At 43.7% G+C, this 19637-nt stretch carries 20 protein-coding genes; 7 read left to right on the plus strand and 13 right to left on the minus strand.

The annotated features are described in order from the left end of the window. Nucleotides 1-107: 107 nt before the first annotated feature. Nucleotides 108-887: a glutathione S-transferase family protein gene (locus tag AAFP11_RS15865; protein ID WP_341737948.1), complete on the plus strand. Its 780-nt coding sequence runs from the start codon at nucleotides 108-110 to the stop codon at nucleotides 885-887. Nucleotides 888-896: 9 nt separating this feature from the next. On the opposite strand, the gene AAFP11_RS15870 is transcribed toward AAFP11_RS15865, so the two are convergent. Beyond that, complete coding sequence (locus AAFP11_RS15870; RefSeq protein WP_340550274.1) at nucleotides 897-1292, minus strand: ACP S-malonyltransferase; 396 nt, start codon at nucleotides 1290-1292, stop codon at nucleotides 897-899. Beyond that, on the minus strand, nucleotides 1289-1678 hold the full coding sequence (locus AAFP11_RS15875; RefSeq protein WP_340550273.1) for a DUF433 domain-containing protein: 390 nt from the start codon (nucleotides 1676-1678) through the stop codon (nucleotides 1289-1291). Before AAFP11_RS15875 ends, AAFP11_RS15870 begins: the two co-directional genes overlap by 4 nt. A gap of 414 nt (nucleotides 1679-2092) precedes the next feature. Between AAFP11_RS15875 and rpmI the strand changes: the two genes are divergently transcribed. From rpmI to AAFP11_RS15905, 6 genes are all read left to right on the plus strand, one after another. Continuing rightward, nucleotides 2093-2290: a 50S ribosomal protein L35 gene (rpmI, locus tag AAFP11_RS15880; protein WP_293245916.1), complete on the plus strand. Its 198-nt coding sequence runs from the start codon at nucleotides 2093-2095 to the stop codon at nucleotides 2288-2290. Between the two features lie 19 nt (nucleotides 2291-2309). After that, nucleotides 2310-2666: a 50S ribosomal protein L20 gene (gene rplT / locus AAFP11_RS15885; RefSeq protein ID WP_340520188.1), complete on the plus strand. Its 357-nt coding sequence runs from the start codon at nucleotides 2310-2312 to the stop codon at nucleotides 2664-2666. A gap of 272 nt (nucleotides 2667-2938) precedes the next feature. Further along, the gene (locus tag AAFP11_RS15890) at nucleotides 2939-3469 is read left to right on the plus strand and encodes a tetratricopeptide repeat protein (RefSeq protein ID WP_341737949.1); all 531 of its coding nucleotides are present in this window, start codon (nucleotides 2939-2941) and stop codon (nucleotides 3467-3469) included. 719 nt (nucleotides 3470-4188) lie between these two features. Then, nucleotides 4189-4566, plus strand: a complete 378-nt coding sequence (locus AAFP11_RS15895; protein ID WP_341737950.1) for a response regulator — start codon at nucleotides 4189-4191, stop codon at nucleotides 4564-4566. Beyond that, the gene (locus AAFP11_RS15900; protein WP_340520180.1) at nucleotides 4563-5171 is read left to right on the plus strand and encodes a chemotaxis protein CheC; all 609 of its coding nucleotides are present in this window, start codon (nucleotides 4563-4565) and stop codon (nucleotides 5169-5171) included. The genes AAFP11_RS15895 and AAFP11_RS15900 overlap by 4 nt, the downstream gene beginning before the upstream one ends. Further along, nucleotides 5168-7363 carry a diguanylate cyclase gene (locus AAFP11_RS15905; protein ID WP_341737951.1) on the plus strand — a complete coding sequence of 732 codons (2196 nt, stop codon included), beginning with the start codon at nucleotides 5168-5170 and terminating at the stop codon, nucleotides 7361-7363. Before AAFP11_RS15900 ends, AAFP11_RS15905 begins: the two co-directional genes overlap by 4 nt. A 182-nt stretch (nucleotides 7364-7545) precedes the next feature. Here the strand turns inward: AAFP11_RS15905 and AAFP11_RS15910 are convergent, their stop codons facing one another. From AAFP11_RS15910 to AAFP11_RS15960, 11 genes are all read right to left on the minus strand, one after another. Beyond that, nucleotides 7546-8124: a hypothetical protein gene (locus AAFP11_RS15910; RefSeq protein WP_341737952.1), complete on the minus strand. Its 579-nt coding sequence runs from the start codon at nucleotides 8122-8124 to the stop codon at nucleotides 7546-7548. A 12-nt stretch (nucleotides 8125-8136) separates the two neighbouring features. Further along, nucleotides 8137-8394, minus strand: a complete 258-nt coding sequence (locus AAFP11_RS15915) for a hypothetical protein (protein WP_341737953.1) — start codon at nucleotides 8392-8394, stop codon at nucleotides 8137-8139. Between the two features lie 30 nt (nucleotides 8395-8424). Further along, nucleotides 8425-10359, minus strand: coding sequence for a hypothetical protein (locus AAFP11_RS15920; RefSeq protein ID WP_341737954.1), 1935 nt, complete (start codon nucleotides 10357-10359; stop codon nucleotides 8425-8427). A 51-nt stretch (nucleotides 10360-10410) separates the two neighbouring features. Then, entirely contained in the window at nucleotides 10411-11388 is a 978-nt protein-coding gene (locus AAFP11_RS15925) for a hypothetical protein (RefSeq protein ID WP_341737955.1), read from the minus strand. A gap of 35 nt (nucleotides 11389-11423) precedes the next feature. Further along, nucleotides 11424-11939 carry a hypothetical protein gene (locus tag AAFP11_RS15930; protein WP_340520170.1) on the minus strand — a complete coding sequence of 172 codons (516 nt, stop codon included), beginning with the start codon at nucleotides 11937-11939 and terminating at the stop codon, nucleotides 11424-11426. Between the two features lie 24 nt (nucleotides 11940-11963). Further along, nucleotides 11964-14000: a hypothetical protein gene (locus AAFP11_RS15935; RefSeq protein WP_341737956.1), complete on the minus strand. Its 2037-nt coding sequence runs from the start codon at nucleotides 13998-14000 to the stop codon at nucleotides 11964-11966. Nucleotides 14001-14005: 5 nt separating this feature from the next. Next, nucleotides 14006-16507 carry a baseplate J/gp47 family protein gene (locus tag AAFP11_RS15940; protein WP_341737957.1) on the minus strand — a complete coding sequence of 834 codons (2502 nt, stop codon included), beginning with the start codon at nucleotides 16505-16507 and terminating at the stop codon, nucleotides 14006-14008. An 11-nt stretch (nucleotides 16508-16518) separates the two neighbouring features. Further along, on the minus strand, nucleotides 16519-16983 hold the full coding sequence (locus AAFP11_RS15945; protein WP_340520163.1) for a DUF2634 domain-containing protein: 465 nt from the start codon (nucleotides 16981-16983) through the stop codon (nucleotides 16519-16521). A gap of 6 nt (nucleotides 16984-16989) precedes the next feature. Beyond that, nucleotides 16990-17514: a hypothetical protein gene (locus AAFP11_RS15950; RefSeq protein WP_341737958.1), complete on the minus strand. Its 525-nt coding sequence runs from the start codon at nucleotides 17512-17514 to the stop codon at nucleotides 16990-16992. A gap of 153 nt (nucleotides 17515-17667) precedes the next feature. Then, on the minus strand, nucleotides 17668-18519 hold the full coding sequence (locus AAFP11_RS15955) for a phage baseplate assembly protein V (RefSeq protein WP_341737959.1): 852 nt from the start codon (nucleotides 18517-18519) through the stop codon (nucleotides 17668-17670). After that, nucleotides 18519-19487 carry a hypothetical protein gene (locus tag AAFP11_RS15960; RefSeq protein WP_341737960.1) on the minus strand — a complete coding sequence of 323 codons (969 nt, stop codon included), beginning with the start codon at nucleotides 19485-19487 and terminating at the stop codon, nucleotides 18519-18521. The genes AAFP11_RS15955 and AAFP11_RS15960 overlap by 1 nt, the downstream gene beginning before the upstream one ends. Between the last annotated feature and the right edge of the window lie 150 nt (nucleotides 19488-19637).

Below are 19637 nucleotides of genomic sequence, written 5' to 3' on the forward strand. Positions count from 1 at the left end.
ACTCGTTACTCGGCTCTGCCTAGTAACGCAGATCCGGAGGCTCTGCCTCCAATTTTCCTTGCCCAAGCAAGGCAGTTGTTCAATCATTTACAAACCTCAATTACTTTATGAATCACTCAACAGTTGCCAATACCGAAATCGTCCGCCTCATTACTATTCCTATCAGCCACTACTGCGAAAAAGTGCGGTGGGCCCTGGATTTGCTAAAAATCCCCTACATAGAAGAAAGACACGTACCAGCTTTTCACCTCTGGGCTACCCGCAAACACGGAGGAAGCAGCGTTCCCATTTTAGTTGCCAAATCTGGGAACTTTATTGATTCAACAGATATTTTGCATTACCTCGATACTCTCAATCCAGAAAGCCACGGTTTGTATCCAAAAGAGCCTGAATTGCGCCGAGAAGTCGAAGAACTTGAAGAGTTATTTGATGCTAGACTGGGAGCAGATACTCGCAATTGGGGATATTTTTATCGATCGGGCGATCGCGAAACAATGCGAACTGGTTGGTGCAGCGGTACGCCTCAACTTGAGCGTCTTGGGTTTGAAATAATCTTTCCGTTCCTTAGCAGCACAATACGGCAACGCTACAACATAACAGTAGATTCCGCAGCCAAGGCGCTGCAAGGAATCCAAGAAATTTTTGAGATTGTCGATCGAAGATTAGCAGGCGGAAAAACCTATTTAGTGGGCGATACAATATCCGCAGCAGACATAACTTTTGCAGCCCTGGCCGCTCCGGTTTTGCTACCACCAGAACATCCAGTTATGGTATCGAAAATTGCAGAATTGCCGATCGAAATGGCAGCGGTAATTAAAGAATTGCAGTTAACTGCAGCCGGAGTTTACGCCCTCCGCTTGTATCGAGAGCAGCGCCAAGTTCAGTAATAAACAGTCTCATGGAATGAAAAGTCTCATTGAACCTTTGTAGTCATCAATATCAAAGATAATCTCAATCAGCCGATCGATACAAAGATTGCGATAATCAGGATCGGTCAAGACTCGATCGGCATCTCCAATAGTGACAACGGGCAATGAAGTTGATGTATTTTCTTCACGCATCACTTTCTCTAGAGAATTCTTACCTTTCATACTCCGATTGGCTGTTAGCAAGATCATTTGATTTGTCTGTGCAAACCGCCAAACTACTCTGTCATCACTCGTAACGGATAATGCAACTTCTTCAAAAGTTATAAAGCGAATCGGTAGCAGATCCAGCCAACCAAGGCTAGCAATATTACCTGCTAAAAGTAGAGTATGTCCTTCAAGATTATGATCGACCAGGAAAATCATGCGTGGAGCTCCAACTGAGCTTGATGTTTTGCTTTCTGTGCTTGAAGCTTTTCCCAAGCAGCCTCCATACCTGGTTTAGGTGGCTTTGTGGCAAGTCGGGCAATCAGCTCGCGATTTCGCTCTTCGTAATACTGCCGAAGTTCTTCAGCTTCCTTCAGCACAATTTCATACTCGGCTTGAACTTCAGCGCGATTTGTCTCAATATAGGCTACAGCCGCGTTAATTTGCTCATCGGTTAGATTGAAAAGACCACGGATGAACCTGAGTGGGTATTGGGCAGTCACGTAATCCATCACATCGTAGAGCGTGATGCGCGTTTCTGCGATCGTCAGTCCCCGATCTGTACGAATGATTGCTGACTGTTTGTTGGATGCTGCCGTCACCATGAATTCCCCCTCAATAAGTTATTTTTATTATATCTCATCAGGCATAATTGCGTCCGCAGCCACTCAATTCCTTCGACTATGAAGCTGCGTGTTCTCTCAATATCTTCAGCAGGTGATGGAAACATATAGAGGTAATTTCACTGGTGAACTCTTGAAAGATATCCTGTTCAAATTCATCAGAGATGGCCACTAATCTTAGCCGCTCACCTTTAATAGTCAGAGACCGTAAATCGGGAGGCTGAGGGCTGCAAAAGTGAAATGTGTTCATAATTCTGTAATTTTAGATGTCAACTGCGCCCAACAACCGCAAGAGCCTGCCGATCGCCCATCCTGAATATATTGCCAGAAATCCAGCTTGCAGAAAGTACCACAAACGTGATACGGTTATAGCTTGTGTCCAAATAACACCAGTCCATGCCAAAACTCAAAACTCGCAAAGCAGCCGCAAAGCGCTTTAGAGCGACCGGCACCGGTAAAATTGTGCGCCGCAAAGCTTACAAAAGCCACTTGCTCTCCCACAAAAGTTCAGCCCGCAAAAGTCGCTTGTCTAAATTGGTCGTCATCGACGAGACCAACGACGATAACGTGCGGTTAATGCTTCCATACTTGTAAAGTTTAACGGTAATCAAAGATGACACGGGTAAAACGCGGTAATGTCGCTAGAGCGCGCCGCAAAAAAATTCTCAAACTAGCCAAGGGATTCCGAGGCGCACAGTCGAAACAGTTCCGCACAGCTAACCAACGGGTGATGCAAGCCCTGCGTAACGGTTATCGCGATCGCAAAAAACGCAAACGCGACTTCCGCCGCCTGTGGATTGCTCGGATCAATGCAGCATCTCGCTTGCACGGCATGAGTTATAGCAAACTCATCGGCAATATGAAGAAAGCAAACATTGAAATCAATCGCAAAATGTTGGCACAAATGGCAATCCTTGACCCCGCAACATTTGGCAAAGTCGTGGAAATGGCCAAGTCAGCCGCATCGTGAAAGCTTGAATAGTTTTCTGAAGGCAGAAATAAGAAGTAAGAAGGATGTAGTTATCTGCCAGAGAAGGAAGACTTCTTAGATAAATCTAGGAGATTGAGACCGCTTTTCCTTCTTTGTTCTTACTTCTAGATTCTTGCTTTTTGAGAGCGCTATCCTGGGTAATTACCTCAGCCATTTCCCGGTTTTTAGTACAAGTTATTCGTCAAATATCAAGGATTGTCATTGCATTCAAATACATAAAAAAATCCAAATACCAACCAAATTTTAAAAGCATGGATAGCAATTTACTCATTATTTACTTGTCTGTCTTGCTACTCATACTAGGCAGTGCTTCCTGGTTTATAGTCAGCCAGATATTCAAAACTCGCAAGCGGGAAATGTCCCTGGAACGCTTAGAAACAAAGCTCACGAAAGAGAAGGGAACAGCCCAAGAATACTACCAATTGGGCAGTATTTATCTAGACAAAAGTCTTTATTCCCAGGCGATATTGCTATTTCAAAAAGCCCTGAAATCCGAAGATTTAGAAGGTGCAGAAAATGCAGCGATAATTTATAACGCTCTCGGTTTTGCACACTTCGGTCAAGAACAGTACGATATAGCAATCCGTTATTACAAAGAAGCCATTAAGTTGCAGCCCGGCTACGTCACATCGATCAATAATTTGGGCCACTCCTACGAGCGTAAAAAATTAGAATCTCAAGCTTTAGAAATGTACGAAGAAGTCCTAAAACACGAGCCAGACAATGCGACGGCAAAACGACGAGTAGAATCTCTTCGCAAACGGTTGGTAAGCTATAGTTAACCCAAGCTTTCAGCAGCAACATACATCCTGTAAACCGGGCTTCATCAAGAAACCGGGTTTTTTGCTATTTGTTTGATAATATTGCCGATACCTAAAACTGGGAGCGATCGAACAAGGTTTACATAGCACAAGTACGTAAATACCGCAATTTGGGAATGTTTACCATGTCATTTGCTAGAAAGTGGTTAAACTTTACTGATGCAGGACTGCAAAAAACCCGGTTTCTGTGAAAAATCGTCGCTCTCTCGCCTGAGATATTGACCGAGAAACCGGGTTTTTGACCCCCTGTGCCTAAGTCCTGTGATGATGGGTTCAGGATTGCTATAGGAACCTCAGAATCGGTCTTTGGATTCTTAAGAATCTCCCCTATTTAGCCTAGGGAATTTGGGAGATTGTCAAATTAAGCAAGATAATTGTAGATGTGGTTTCAGTCTAAGCCACGATCGTAATACAGCGATAAATATCAAGAACAGAGCCGGCCTTCATCCGGTTCTCACATCTCAACGCCTAAGCTTCGCAATAGCTCGATTGGTTGAGAACCCCTCACTATATGATGGATATATTTATTCCTGTTAGCCTGCCTGGTCTACTAATGTAGAGAGAGTTTTTGAGCTATGCAGGGGCGTCGCGATCGCGACGCCCCTGCATAAAATACTGTCAAAATAAAAGCAGTACCTGCCAAGCTGGTTAGTCATCAACAATTGAAGGAGGAAAACGTAGTGACATCAATTCTCGTTGTCGAAGATTCGTGGTTGACTCGCAGGGTAATCTGCAAAATCTTGCGAGCAGAAGGATACGAGACTTGGGAAGCATCGAGTGGCCCAGAAGCTCTGGAACTGCTAGATACTCAGACCCCAAACTGTATGCTTTTGGATCTCCTCATGCCAGACATGGAAGGTAGGGAAGTCTTGCAAGCTATGCGGGAGAAAGGAATTAAAGTTCCTGTGATCGTAATTACCGCAGACATCCAATCCACCACCCGCGAAGAGTGTATGGAACTCGGAGCCCTCACAGTCATTCACAAAATGCCCAACTCCGACGAACTGGTTGGGTGGATCAAAAAAGCTCTCAGTGCCAGCGAGGAGAGCGCCCCATGAAATTGACCGCTCGACAGCTCGATGCTTTGCAGGAACTCGTCAACATCGGGATTGGTCAAGCAGCAGGGATCTTGAACGACATGATTGACTCCCCCATTCGCTTGCAAATCCCCTACCTCCAAATCCTGACTCCCAACGATGTACAAGTACAGTTAGAGCAACACCTCAACGGCGAGCAAATCGCCGCCGTGCAGCTAAAATTCACAGGCTCTTTTGGAGGTATTGCTCAGCTAGTATTTCCTACCAACAGCGCCGCCACCCTCGTGACGATGCTAACTGGGGAAGAAGCCGGAACTCATGACCTAGATTCGGTGAAAATTGGTACGCTAAGTGAAGTGGGAAATATTGTAATCAACGGGGTTATGGGTGCTATCAGCAATGTACTTCAGCAGCGCTTGAACTACTCAATTCCCAATTACACGGAAGGGACGATCGCCACTTTGCTAGTATCTGGCGGCTTGACTGCCGATACAGTAGTTTTATTGGCCCAGACTCGTTTCATTATTGAAAAGCTTCACATTGAAGGAGATATTATCCTCATTTTCAATGTCAGTTCTTTTGATACCTTGTTGGCTGCTATCAATCAACTTGCCGGGGGTCTATGAGCCAGGAGAGCAAAACTATTGAGCAAAAGTTTGGGGTTCTAGACAGCGTACCAGTCGGCGCTTGCCTGCTGCGAGATGATTTTGTGGTTCTGTTTTGGAATACCTGTTTGGAAGACTGGACGAAAATTCCCCGCAGTCAAATGTTGGGTACAAAAATCACAACGCATTTTCCTCATTTAAACCAGCTAAAGTACGCAACTCGCTTTCAGCAAATCTTTGCAGGAGGTCCACCAACAATTTTTTCTTCTCAAATTCACAAACACCTGATTCCGGCAACTTGGCAAGACGGGCAGCAGCGCATCCAGCAAACTACTGTGACGGCTGTGCCGGCCCAAGAGGATGACATCGCAGAATTGGAGATTGGAAAGTTGGTTGTCCAAAATGTTGAGTGGGAAGCAGAAGGTACGATCGAACTCCAAGCCGCTGGAAACAATGTTTTGTTAGATAACTCTCCGTCCCATCGGGCTTCACTGACATGGCCACCGACCAATTCCCAATCATTCTACGCCTTGTTGGTGATTCAGGACGTCACGGAGCTCACTCACCGGATTCAAGGTTATCGGGCGATGCGGGATCAGGCTTTGGAAGAAGTGAAAGTACGTCAGCGGGTGGAGGAAGAATTGCGATCGAGCCAGCACTTCATCCAGCAGATTGCTGACGTGGCACCTTATTTACTATATATCTACGACCTGACCGAACAGCGCAACGTTTACGTCAACGGTCAGGCCTTGAAATTGCTGGGCTACACTCCCCAAGAAATTTTAGAGATGGAAACGGCTTTCTGTTTCTGTCTCGTCTACCCAGAGGATTTGCGGACACTGGAAGAGCACCTGGAACAATTTCCCTCGGCCCAGGATGGCAGCATTTTGGAATTGGAGTATCGGCTTCAACATCGATCGGGCCAATGGCGCTGGTTTCGCTGTCGCGACCAAGTTTTTGCGCGCACCACCGAGGGTCAACCCAAACAAATTTTTGGTACTGCTCAAGATATCACGGAGTACAAGCGGGCAGAAGAAGCGCTGCGACAGCAGAACGAACGGGAACTGTTGATGGCAACAATTACTCAACACATTCGCCAGTCTTTGGATTTGGACGAAGTGCTGCACACGACTGTGAACGAAGTGCGCCAGTTTCTACAGGCCGATCGAGTGATGATCGTCCGGTTTAATCCCTGTACTGGCAATGCCTGCGCCACGCCGGCAACGGGCGCGGTGACAGTGGAATCTGTAGCTGCTAACTGCCAGCCGATGCTGGGAGAAACCCTGGAAAATTTTTGTTTTGACGAATTTTATTTGGAAGCGTACCAACATCGGGCGATCCGACCAATCGCCGATATCTGCGCCGCCGATTTACCACAATATCAAATTGATTTGCTCGCACCATTTAATGTCAGAGCTTATTTAGTCGTGCCACTGGTGCAAGGGGAGGATTTGTGGGGGCTGCTGATGGCCCACCAGTGCAGCCCCCGACAGTGGATGCAGTTGGAAGTGGAATTACTGTCTTCTCTGGCGGCCCAGTTGGCGATCGCCATCAAGCAAGCAGAACTTTATCAGCAGTTGCAAGAGGCCAACCAAAAGTTAGAACGCTTAGCCACTTTGGACGCACTCACCCAGCTAGCAAACCGTCGCCGGTTCGATCAATATCTGGCAATGGAGTGGCGCAGACAGTCGCGGGAACAGACGCCCCTGTCCCTAATTCTGTGTGATATTGATTCTTTTAAAAGTTATAACGACACCTATGGTCATCCAGGGGGAGACGAATGTTTGCGACAAGTAGCTAGTGCCATTAGCCATGCAGTCGATCGCCCCGCCGATTTAGTGGCTCGCTATGGTGGCGAAGAATTTGCCGTTATTTTGCCCAATACCCACATCCAAGGCGCTGTGAAAGTCGCCGAACACATCAGGGTTAAAATCGCAGCCCTAAAGCTTCCTCACGCTGGTTCCCCCGTGAGTGAGTACGTCACCGTCAGTTTGGGCGTAGCAAGTATGGTTCCGGCATCGGAAGCGGGAGCGGAAATTTTGATTGCCGCCTCGGATCAAGCCCTCTACCAAGCAAAAAGACTTGGGCGCGATCGCATCCAACTCTACCAATCAGACCCTGCTCCTGGCAAGCCGAACGGGACAACCACTCCCATCATCCCTGTAGATTTTTCTATATCCAATAATAATTTACCTTCTCCCACCAGCGCTTGACTTTTACCAGCTATTTGTGAATCAGGAGTTATATCACATCCGGTTGAACCGGAATGATTAAACCGCAGAGGACACAGAGGACACAGAGGAAGAGAACAGAGAGATCAATGATTCCGATGTCAACGGAATTGATCTGATTCCTTCGCAGACTCAATACGGGAGTAATTCTCAACTTGAAATTCTCAAATCTCAAGCGGAAGGCGGGATTGAATGTTAATGTTTTGAATCGTACTCAGCTCACCGTGAATATTTCTTAACAGTTTTAATTGACCTTTTGCTTGCAATTTTAATTCAAAATTCTGGGTGTCTACGGTCGTTTTATAAATGCTTTCTAGCACGTTAATCTGATTAATTATGTGAACCGTTGTGATTTCTTGGCTTTGATAGCTAGTAGAGGCAGTAACGTTATACTCTTGCAGCAAGTCTTCGGAGTTAGTTAAGATAATCCCAAAGATGAGAGAGGCGAATTTTTCAAGATTTTCTAAATTAGTGTCGTACACCTCAATAAAAAACTCTTGCTCAAATTCCCGCATTACAGTTATTTCTTGGCGGCTTTCCTCTGGGTACTGCTTGAGAGATTTTAAGTTTCTCATGCTTTGATCTAGGGTAAACTTACCTAAATAAACACTAATTTGGGGAAAGGGTTCTGAAGGAGATTCCCTTAACTGTTTAGTGGTAAAATGTTGGTCGGACTGAGGAATGTCTGCACTCAGTTCGGTTTTCAGCAGGTTGGCGATCGCCGTCAGTAGCTTATAAATCATAATCAATCAAAATTAGCTTTGACTACTTGGGGGAGAGACTTCTCTAGCGGGGATTTCAGAATCGAGAGCATAAGTATTTTCCGAGGGAGTGTGGATTGTATTGCTGTCAGCTTTGACCAGTTCTTCTTCCAACACTTGAATTGCACCAGCCATGCGGAGTAAAGTATCTCTCACGTTGGCTTGTTTAGCTTCTAAATCCGCTAGGACTTTTTTACCCGATTCGTATTCAGCTTTGAGTTCTTGCAGACGTTGTTGGAGTTGTTGTTTCATCACAGTTTTACATCAATTACCTAATGACTATCAGTAATTCCAGGGAATTTCTAGATCGTGAGTGCCAATTTCGCGGAAATGAATAATGCTATTTTGCTTGCTCATATCAATTTTGACACTAAGATAGGTCGTGAGATTACTGGTTTTCGGAATCAGATCTGCCGGGATACGAGCGGCAATATATCGCTGATAAAATTTGCTGTTCCAATGGCGGGCGAATGGGTTATCGTAAGTTCCCAGGAACCTTTCAATGGGATTTCCGTTGACAGTAATGCCAGAGTGCATACAACCATTCCAGTCATTGTTATGTTCGACAAGATAGAGCAACTTGTCACGTCCAGACGGTACGACTGGAACTTTCAATTCCAAATTCGTCTTGGGCGGAATCATGGCGAGTACATCACTTTTCCAATTCTCTGAGTTCCAGGTTGTGGCATTACCGCCATTAACTGCCCAGTGGTATCCGACTGCTGATTGAGTTGCATGACTCCAAGGGTTTTTGCTGAATGCTAACCCAGAAAGCCAAAAATTACTATTAGTATTAGGCTTAGAAATCAGCGCGAGTTTCCGAGTTTCTCCAGCGGGCAGTGGGGCGAGATTTGTCCCGATCGCGATCGGCAGCCATTGATGAAAATTGGAGTAACTATCACTGAGGGAGCCGTCGGGAGAGTAGCAATTTGTGGATCTGTATCCACCAGTCCACACTCCGATTTCTTCGGTTTTTTTGTTGTCTTTATCTAGTAAGTAGGCCTTGATAACGTTCCATCGTTCGCCTAATACCCTTACCCAGACGGTATTGTAGCCATCGGGAATGTTGACAACAGCACCGTTTCCGTCCGTCTCATTGTTACCCCCGTAGGCGATAATGGGACGATCGTTCCACAGGTTTTTTGCGGTAAAGGTGGTATCATCGTAGTATGATGGGTTTCCTAGTTTCGCGATCGCCCCTGCATTTCTGGCCGCAAAAATATCTTGATAAACAATTGGTTCACTCGGATACATCCGGTGTCGGAGTGGGTTACTAGACTCAACATTTTTGGCTCGAATGCTGCCGTCAACCTCTAATGTCGCCCCTGGATTTGTTGTGCCAATGCCAAGTTTACCGTCATGATTAATACAGAGAACGCTCCGACTGTCTCGATCGAGAAAATTAACTAAAGTAGCATCACCACTTCGATCGATATCCGAGCGGAAAGTTAGGGTTCCCCAACTTTTAATTTGCCCTGAATCAATGCGGAAATCTCCATTTTGAATGTGCAGCTTGTCACTGGGAGATGTCGTACCCAGACCTATCTTACCATCCACAATCAAATTTTCGGTGACTTTTAAAGCAGTTTGCACCTGAAGAGAACCGGAGGAATGTCCCGATCTGATTGTACCAAAAACGGTAACAGTATCTCCATCATCATTACCGAGTTCGACGTTTCCTTCCATTTTTTCGGTGCTTTTGGAAATTACATTTCCAACTACGGTAAGATTGCCGTAAACTCGCAAATCTTTGGCTTGAAAATCTTTGGTTTCACTGCCTTGCACTACACTATTGACATAGTTTTTTGTAGCTGTGTCTAAGGTAGTTACAGTTGTTTCCACATAGGTTTTGACAGTTGTATCTAATTTTGTTACAGCCGTATCTACATAACTTTTGATCGCTTTTTGGGTAGAAACAATACTATCGCTATTATTGCTCAGACTATCATCAGCAGAAAACTGATTGACGGCTACTCCTTCTGCTAGTTTGAGAGCTCCTTTGATTTCTAAGGGAGTGCTGGTGGTTGGGGCGATCGTGCTTACAGTCAAAGCTTGGGCTATGGTGAGGGGGCCTTGTAAAGATTCTGGTCCTTCTCGGTTGATTTTGGACGTTTCTAGTCGGACGATTTCCTGCATGGCTGCATTCCAGTCTGCCGATCGAACTGGATCGCCTGTTTTTTTGACTTCGGGTGTGAATTTAGTGCCGTTGTTGGTCATTGTTGGATTTTCCCAAAATTGTTAATTATTTAACTTATTGTTGGTCATTATTTATAGCTTCATAATCAAAGCAAGGGCATAATATGGAGGTCTGTTTTCGTGTGGTTGACCCGATCCAGTGTTTTGAAGAGAGATGCCAGTCCCAGAAAAACCTGTGTTTATATTAAAATCTGTGCGATTTTCCGGCGAACCACTTTGATCTTGTTCTGGTCCCGATCCAGGCCAACTAGCACCTTTTGAGTGACTGTGACCGGGATCATTAACTCCATGACTGTGGGCGGGCATTTGTGCAATGGTAAGAGTTACAGTAGCAGCACCACCTGTAGATGCTACTGCATAACTATTACCAGCACCTACAATAAATCTATCTCTTAAATCTGGTGTGCCATTTTGACCATTACAAAGCGCCCATCCTGTAGGAATTTGCTCGACAGGCCCGGACCACATCACAATTATTCCTTTGACAATCGCACCGTCACCAATAAAAGCTGGCGCTTTGATCGGATCATTGACAACCAAGTTTTTTGTGGAATGTCTTGAACTGATTGTGCCAAAAACAGTAATAATATCTCTATCTTCATTACCGAGTTCGACATTACCCTCCATTTTTTGGATATCTTTCGATATCACCTCTCCGTCCACGGTAAGTTTGCCATAAACCCGCACATCTTTGGCTTTAAAATCTTGATTTTCACTCCCTTGAACAGCCCTATCTACATAAGTTTTTACAGCTTTTTGAGTGGGAACAATAGTATCTCTATTATTGCTGAGACTCTCATCATTAGAAAACTGATTGACAGCCACTCCATCGGCCAATTTCAACGCGCCTTTAACTTCTAATTGCACGCTAGTAACTGCTAATGCTGATTCAATCGTCAGCGGCCCCTCTAAAGAATCCCCGCCCTTGCGGTTAACTTTCGCACTCTCTAAGCGGACTGTTTCCTGCATTCCCGCATTCCATTCATCAGACAAAATTAAATCGCCTGGTTTTTTATGTTGGGGAGCAAATTTGCCGTTATTGGTAGTCATTATTTTTACCTATGCTGAATTTTTTAATCGCCAATTTAAAAAATGATTTCCCAAACTAAAGTCAGCTTGAAATCAGCCGTTTTAGTAATGTTAGGAAATACGACTCGATTGTACATAATTCCCCCTTGGGCGCTATTAAATAGTCCGGCTTCAGTCAAAGCTAGCGGTTGATTGGGGGGTTCGGCAAAGTCTAAGTCAACGCACAATCTCACCTTGCGATTTTTTTGTCTGACGGTTCCGCTTTCAACTTTAATCGGGATTTCATCGGCATCGCTTAAATCTCTGGCAAGATCCAGGGGTTTGACTTCTTTGCGAAATACTTCTTTTTGCAATGCGGTATCTTCAACTGGATTCACCGGATTACTCCCAGTACCGATCGCCAAATAACGGATCGGCTCGATTTTTTGATTTAAAAACATTTTCGCAACTAAATCTCGTCCGCTATAGACGATGAAATTATTGGCTTTAACTTCATCGACAAGTTCACCTGCGGGATTAAATTGTTGGATAATCAATCGTCCTTTCATGTCCATTGCATCAGCCATTTTCATAGTTTTAGTTTCCTCAATTGGTAGTTATTCAAAGCCGTTACCTGAGTCGAAATCGGTATAATCAAATACACCGGAGATTAAGAAATTATCGGTCATTTCATGGTAATTTTCGTCAGGGGCGGGAGGTGGGATAGAGGGAAAGCGATCGCCATAGTCAAATATAGCATAATCAAACACTCCAGTAGTTAACAATTTCTCACTCATTTCGTGTTTAATGCCGTCGGGATAGGGAACTTTTAAGCCCAGAAGATTAAATTTTTCTTCGGCTATGTGAGTTTCCAGAAAAGGCGATCGCACGACGGTTAACCTGAGTTGTAAATCATGGGTTTCTCGGAAAACTTTTTCATAATTAATCAGGGCCAAAACACCGGCACCTTTCACATGATCAATGATATTAGCAATTTGGTGTCGCGGGTGATCTGACGCTTCACCAAACTTATCAGAATATCCCGGAATATCCCAAGGAATTGTCACTTCAAACATCCCTGGATTAAGTTTGTAAATTCGCATCTCTAAATGGATGGCGACTTCAGCAAAACCTAGGGTACTGGAATCAAACTTTTGCCGATCGAATAAGCCGACAGGATAATCCCCGATAATTTGGGCTTCAAAGCGCCACCGAGAGTTACTGATTGGTAGTAATGGCGTGTTTTCTTGAGTGTGAAAAGGTTGTCCATTGACTAAGACGGTATTCCCTCGAAATAATAACTTATCACCGGATTTTATCCTGCCTTGGTAGCAGATAAAATGTCCCGTATCGAGATGAACTATTCGGGGATTATACAACCCTTCCACAGGTAAAGTTGGTGGAACTTCCAAGAAAATTTCGATTTCCGATGGTTGGGGGTTGAGGCTGGCGGCGACAAACTCTTCAAACAACCTTAAAGGATAGTGATAGGCGACTATACCGAAGGAAGTATTCGGAGGACGTATCCAGGTTTTTTCCGGGTCAAATTCTTCGATCCGAATTTGCTTTTTGGCCGCTAAAGCAGCCTCTGAATCGCCTAAAATTCCCAAGTTAGCTGCGACTAAATCAAGAATCCCTTGACGAGTGGCTGCACCTTGCCGCAAAATAGCGATGATTCCTTTCAGTCTTTCCCGATAAGGGGCATAACTTTTTTCTAGTTCCCTGGGATAAGTGGCTTCTAACAGCAGGCGATTTTGTTTGATGCGATTGGTAGTATCTAGGGGATCATTTTCGGGTTTGTAGGATTCTAAAAAGCGATTTAGTTCGGCAATTAAGGCTTGTTCAACTTCACCTTTTGATGGAATGTTGCTAGACTCAATATATTCGGGATAAGCTGCTTCTAATAGGAGTCGGTGCAGTCGTTGGCGATCGTCTTGATTAGTGGGGGCTGCTATCAGTTTTTTAACGCTTTCCAGCAGTAGTATACTCTTAAAGTATGCCTTATTTTTGGCATAAAAATCTGGTTTTGTGAGTTGCTGGTTTAGTAGTGTTAAGAGTATTTCTTGTAGGGGTTGGGGTACGGATTCGCTACCGTCATATAGGCTTAAAAGTTGTTGGCTTTCAGAATTTAGTTGAGAGTGGAGATACTTACTGACTGGATGTTGGGCGACGAGAATTGAAATTGCTAATTGGGGTAGATTTTTAAATGAATCTTCGTGAAATTTGGGCTGAGTTACTTGGTAGCGATCGAGTATTTGGTTAGTTTCAATAGTCAGCTTTTTGCGTAACTCTTGGGATACTATGTCGGTATTTGTTTGCAGTTTCGCGACGAAACTATCAACATTTTTGATGGAACCGATGCTAAAGCGATCGCTAACCTGAATCAGTTGAGATGTACCACCCAAGGCTTCTAAATAGATGGTAAGTAATTTATCTAAATCGCCTTTTCGCTGACCAATAAAACCTTGAGAACCTTCATTAGTAGCGGTATCTACGTGATGGGCGTGCATCACATCCAATAAGTCAGTTTCTGCTTGTTCGATGATGTAGCCAAAAACATCGATAAATTGATATAGCACACTTTCGACATTTTGGGTGTCGTAAAAGTGGGGTAAGCGACTGGCGATGTTGAGGGTTTTACCGAGTTTTTCCATGACAATTAACCTCCGGTAATTTCCACGATAATTTGTAGGTTATCCCCGCTGAGATTGAGGGATTGCAGTTGGGCGCGTTCCATAATCCGCATGGGGATATCCTGCTGGGTGAAAATGCTTTCCCGCGCCGTAAGTTCTAAAGTATCTAGGGTATAATCTGCCCCCCGCAGAAAAATCCGGGTAACATCAATGAGTTGTGCTTTGTTGTCACCGTCAGGAATCAAGGTTTGCAAGGTGGCTAGGGAAAGATTGTTAGCCCGATCGCGAATTAATGATAGCAAGTTAGTTCGCAATTGCTCGTAGTCGAGATTTTCGCCCAGATTCAAACTCGGCAACTGTTGGGTAAAACTGGGGGTAAACAGACTGGTTAAAGTCTCTTTCATGGCGGTTTTTAGCTGTTCTGGATTGATATTTTCCGGTGGTAATCCGGTGGTATTCAGTCTCAGTTTTAACTTGCTAATGGCGATCGGTACTACCTGGACATCACTATCGATCGCAAAATCAGCCGCCAACTGGGTTTTTTCAAATGGTTCCACCCGAATTTCTTTTTTCTGAACATCTAGGCGATCGCGAGCATTTTCTAAATCTAATACCTGAAAATCTCCTAATTTCCAATTAACATCAAGCACCGATTCAACGTCAAGCGCCCGATTGACAAATTTGTCAATTTCGATATTTTCTTCCGGCTTTAGCTGTTCCAGATAATCGCTCAATTCTTGTCTGACTTTGGTTAATACTGTCTGTTTTTCCAAAGCAGTGATGGTAAGCGGCAATATCAGTTTAATCGCACCACTAATTCTCAGGAAATGAGAGAATATAAAAGTTTTTCCTAGCTTGCCTTTTTCAACAAAACTCACCTCTACTTTTTGGTCATCAAAACTCATTTTGGGATTCCATAAATGGGGATTCAGCCACACTTCGACTTCGGCATTTAGTTGAGCTTTAATCGCACTGACACTAATACTTTCACCCACTAATAGACGCTGGAAATAGGTTTGCAGTGTTTCGAGGAAAGTATTGTGAGTTTCCTGGGTTAAACTTGTGGCTTTTACTTGCACATCTACAGTTAAAGATTTAATTTCCGAAGCAACGCGGATGGATTTAACAGTGAATTTTTCCAGAATATCTGCTTCCAATCGCTTCACAGTGGAAGCATAGGAATCGACTTCTGGTTTTTTCCCTACTTGGCGCGTCGTTTTCAGAGCAAAATCTAATAAATCGCTGACGTTTTGACAGTCTAAAATTTTGCGAGTAAGTTGGGATATCAACAGCGGTTGTCCCATTTTCTGAGTTTTGAGGTGGGTGGCGATCGCCTTTTCTACCTGTTCCTCAATTTGTATCCTTTCCGCAGCAGATATCCGCAAATTTGAATTTAATTCAATGCGGAAAACACCATCAATTTCAATGGCATTCGCTGGCTTTAAAATCGCATAAATTCCCGCAGCCCTTACCCGTTCAATCTCCTGTTTAATTTGGCTAACTTTATTGGTATCTTCAAAATCTATGCCATCGACGAATACTTCAATAACACCAAACTCCCGCAACTCGATCGGTTCACTATTACTGAGATTAAAACTAAGATCCTTGCGTAATGGTTCCCACTGCGTAGTATAACTTTGGTTTAATTCTCCGGCTTTTCCCGGTATCAATGCTTGAACACTCACTTCTACCGTTTCACCGGTAAAATTGATGCTTTCCGTTGTGATAAATTGTTTTCTAGTAGTGGTTTCCAGAACAATAGTTAATTCTGTCCCTCTGGGAATGCGAAGGGGCAATTTTTCCGCTGATACTGGCGTACTATACAGACTGACTTTTCCTTTCGCATTATGAAAGTTTTCTCTAACCTTAACTTCCCTAACTCCCGGTAAACTCAACAGGGCATTTTCAATCGATGTCGTATTGGCATTACTAGCAGCAATCAAAGCTTTTTTAGCCCGTTCCCGCAGTTGTTCGTCTGTCTCCCGCAGCTTACCAGTAAAGACAATTGCTTCGGGATTATCAACTGTTTTTACCCCCGGTATCGGTTGGGGCATGATTTTTACAGTTCCGGCTTTTGTAACTTCTGTTTCTCCTGGCTGTATGGCTTGTACCCGCACTTTGATCGATGTTTCCGTGGGGGGAATAATTTGCGCTTCAATGGTTTTGTAAGCTTTTTTCGGTGATTCTTCCGTATCTTCTGTGGTGACTAATGTTCCGATGGGAATCGTGATATTTTCATCCAGTCCCAAATCGCGATCGAAAGTAACTATTCCGGTAGCATAATCTGGTTCGCCGCGTTTAATCCCTAAAATCGCGACTACTTTATCTAGATCAACTTCGGCGGCGGTATCCACATAAGCAGATAGGTAAACCCGCTGCATTTGTTCGTACAAAATCGCCATTTCATAAGCGAAGGATTCGTACAGGGTGCGAACCACACTTCCGGTTTGAAAGTCGCTGACGGTGGAGACGGTGCGATCGCGCATCGCCTCAAATATTTGGGTAAAATTCTTCTGTTCAAAAACCATAATCAAACTTCTTAATTTCCAACTATCGATATATTCAGAGTCAGCGGTGTATCTAAATCTACCACTTTTACGATGATTTTAGCTTTTAAAGTGTTAGGGTCTTTCAATCGAGATGGCGGTTCAAAAACAATATCAATTATCTCATCTATTCTGCTTTCTTGATGCAAACATTCCCGGATGTAAATATTGGCTAAACCTTGGGTTTTTATGTTGTTTAGTTCGCCGACTAACAGATATAAGCGCGAACCATAATCGGGATGTCCTAAACTAGCTAGTTCTCCTTTGCGGGTATAAAGTCGATTTAAAATCGCTTGACTTAAATTATCTATTTTTGTTACCGTTGCTAAGTCGCGATTCTCGGCTTCTAAATCTACGTTGTTCCAATCGGCAATTCTGAGCAATTGACGATTCTGCGATTCTAAATCTCTGGAGTAGAGAGTTAGTTTTAAATCGAACTTTTGTAAATCCTCATCCATAATTTATCACGATTTTTTGATTTGTTCTATAGTTGCTTGAGAAAACGTTACATCGGCTTGACTCAAGTCAACTTTTCCGGTGATTTTAACATTCCCAGCGATCGCTAAATTACCAGAAATTTGAATAGGTTTCTCATTCTGACTAGATAACTGAATGTCACCATCGGCAATTTTGATAATAGTACCACCAAAGCTAACTGTAATCGATCGCTCTGTCACCTCGATCGCTCTTTTGCCATCATGTTCAACAGCAAAATTACCTTGAGCCACAATCCGATTCTTAGTCACAAAAGAAATCCCATCTTTTTGATCTAAGCAAATCTTAGCATGACCGGACTTTTGGGGATCTGGACAAGTTTCATCAGTCCCCTGACAAAAACCCTTAGCATGGGGTTTTTCTACCCGACTCGGCATATCGTTGGGACAGATAAAAATCTCTAAATATAACGGATCGGCATTGGGCTTTTCCTGAATCGTTTGACTCCCTGTATCATAAACATAATCGCTATTAGCACCTTTAATTCTGACCATATTCTTAATATTTCGGGTGGAAAGTTGACTGAACAAACGAGCATAGGACTAAGGCAAAAAAACCCGGTTTCTTAGAAAAATAGTAGATCTCCACCAGAGATATCCAGGCAGAAACCGGGTTTTTGGCCCCGCCTGCGTCCAGGAATGGAGCAATTAACCGACTTGAGTATTTCTAGCTTTGGCTTGAATAGAATTAATCTTTTCAGTTGGGACCATCACCGGACAAGGCGCACCTAAATTCCCCATGTGAGTGTGCATACTGAGAATAATATCATCACCATCGCCCACTGCATTAGCTAATAATCGGCCGCCAACTTGGATCGAACCGGTCGCAGCATCACCAATTTTAATGCTACCCATACTTTTGACAGTGACATTGTTACTAGCAGCGTCAATAGTAATGCCCCCAGCTTCGATTTTAATTTTGCAAGTACCATTATCAATGGTAATGTTGCCACCACTCAAAACTACTTTACATTGTTCATTTTTGAGCGTAGCATCTCCCCCCTCTAAAGTTAAATGACATTTCTCATTCGTCAGATCAATTTTATCATCATTAACCGTAATTACGTGCTTTTCATTTTTGCTAGTGACGGTAATTGCTCCCTCTCGATCAATTTTTAAACTCCCCCCTTTTTCTCGATCGTGTTGCAGCAAAAATTCCTTTTCTTTATTGACTGGAGGTTGGTCTTCATCATTATACAACCGCCCAATAATTATCGGAGCATTAATATCGCCTCCAATAAAAGTCACCAAGACTAAATCCCCCACATTGGGAATATTCGCCAGTCCAATATGGGGCGTAACAGTTGGCACTTTCCGCAATTCAAAATCTTTGCCATCGGGCTGCTTTTTATTCTTCAATCTTACGGAACATTGGTAGTTATCTTTATCGCTATCCGAAGCATGGGGAAATATTGCCGTCACGATGCCAAGTTCGGTAGTATAAATTTTTTGTGCTTCTTGCTGGGCAACTTTTTGCATTACCCCAATAATTGAATCCATTATTTTTCCTCCCAATCAATCGTGGTTAAAAAACCCTGATGGCGGTTCAGGATATGCTTAATTCCAGTTACTTTAAAACTGCCATTTTGCTTGCTAATGGGCATTTTTGTGATTTGGATACCATCGCCTAATTTGACATTGGCTGCACCGATCGCCATAATCTGTCCCCGTTGCTTTTGTTTCAGATGACTTAGCACCCCCCGTGCAATACTTTGAGCAACAGCTTGGCTGCGTGCGGTGGGATCGGCCATTCGCAGAAGGTTTCCACCCGCACCCGCCGTGGCTTTCACTTCGTTTTTAGTCAACCAAGAATAAGCCTGTTCTCCTTGTCCTTGACTGGCTGGACTTTCTCCATAAATTTCTACTTTTTCGATGCCTTTTTGGGGTTGTTTTGAGCAGTATTTGAGCAAATCTTCACCGTAAGTAAAAGTATGAGTTATAGCCGGACTGTACTGGGAAAAAACTGCCCGATCGCGATCGTTAGCATAAACATCAAAACCGCACTGTTTAGCTAAGTTATACAAGCAATCGGCCGCATTTTGGCGATCGCCCACTGTATAAACCGAAAATTTAATCCCATTCTCAACTTTGCCAATAGTCAACTTCGCTTGTCTGAGAATATCTTTAACAATATCCCCCCCATGAGATTTTTCATAAACCCGATTCAATCGCAGCAAAGTTAAATCAGTAAAAGCACTAGCCGCCTCAATCTGAACGCGATCGATTTCCCAATCTACACAAGTCACCCTACCTGTAAATACTAAGGTAGTTTGTTTTTCGTAACCGATTTCTATAGATACCGGATCTTTGGGAGAAACCTCCACATTTTTCGGGATACCTAACACAATCCGACAAGTGTTGACGGGAATATGCAAAGAAGCGTGCGATCGCAAATCGAGTAACAGTGTTCCATCGTTCGCCGTGTAGGTAGTTCTGCCGAGTTTGATTTTGTAACTAATCTTTAACATCAAAATCACCCCTATACTGGTAAAGCATTTACAGCAGATTGCAGGTTTATGAAGTACATCCCAGAGCGAGCGATCCCCGTAGGGAAACGGCAATGCTCATTGGTATCAACTTAACGTCAAACCCTGTCAGAAACGGCTGTTTGACTATTA

It is taken from the genome of Microcoleus sp. CAWBG640 (assembly GCF_020883015.1).
Taxonomy (GTDB): domain Bacteria; phylum Cyanobacteriota; class Cyanobacteriia; order Cyanobacteriales; family Microcoleaceae; genus Microcoleus; species Microcoleus anatoxicus.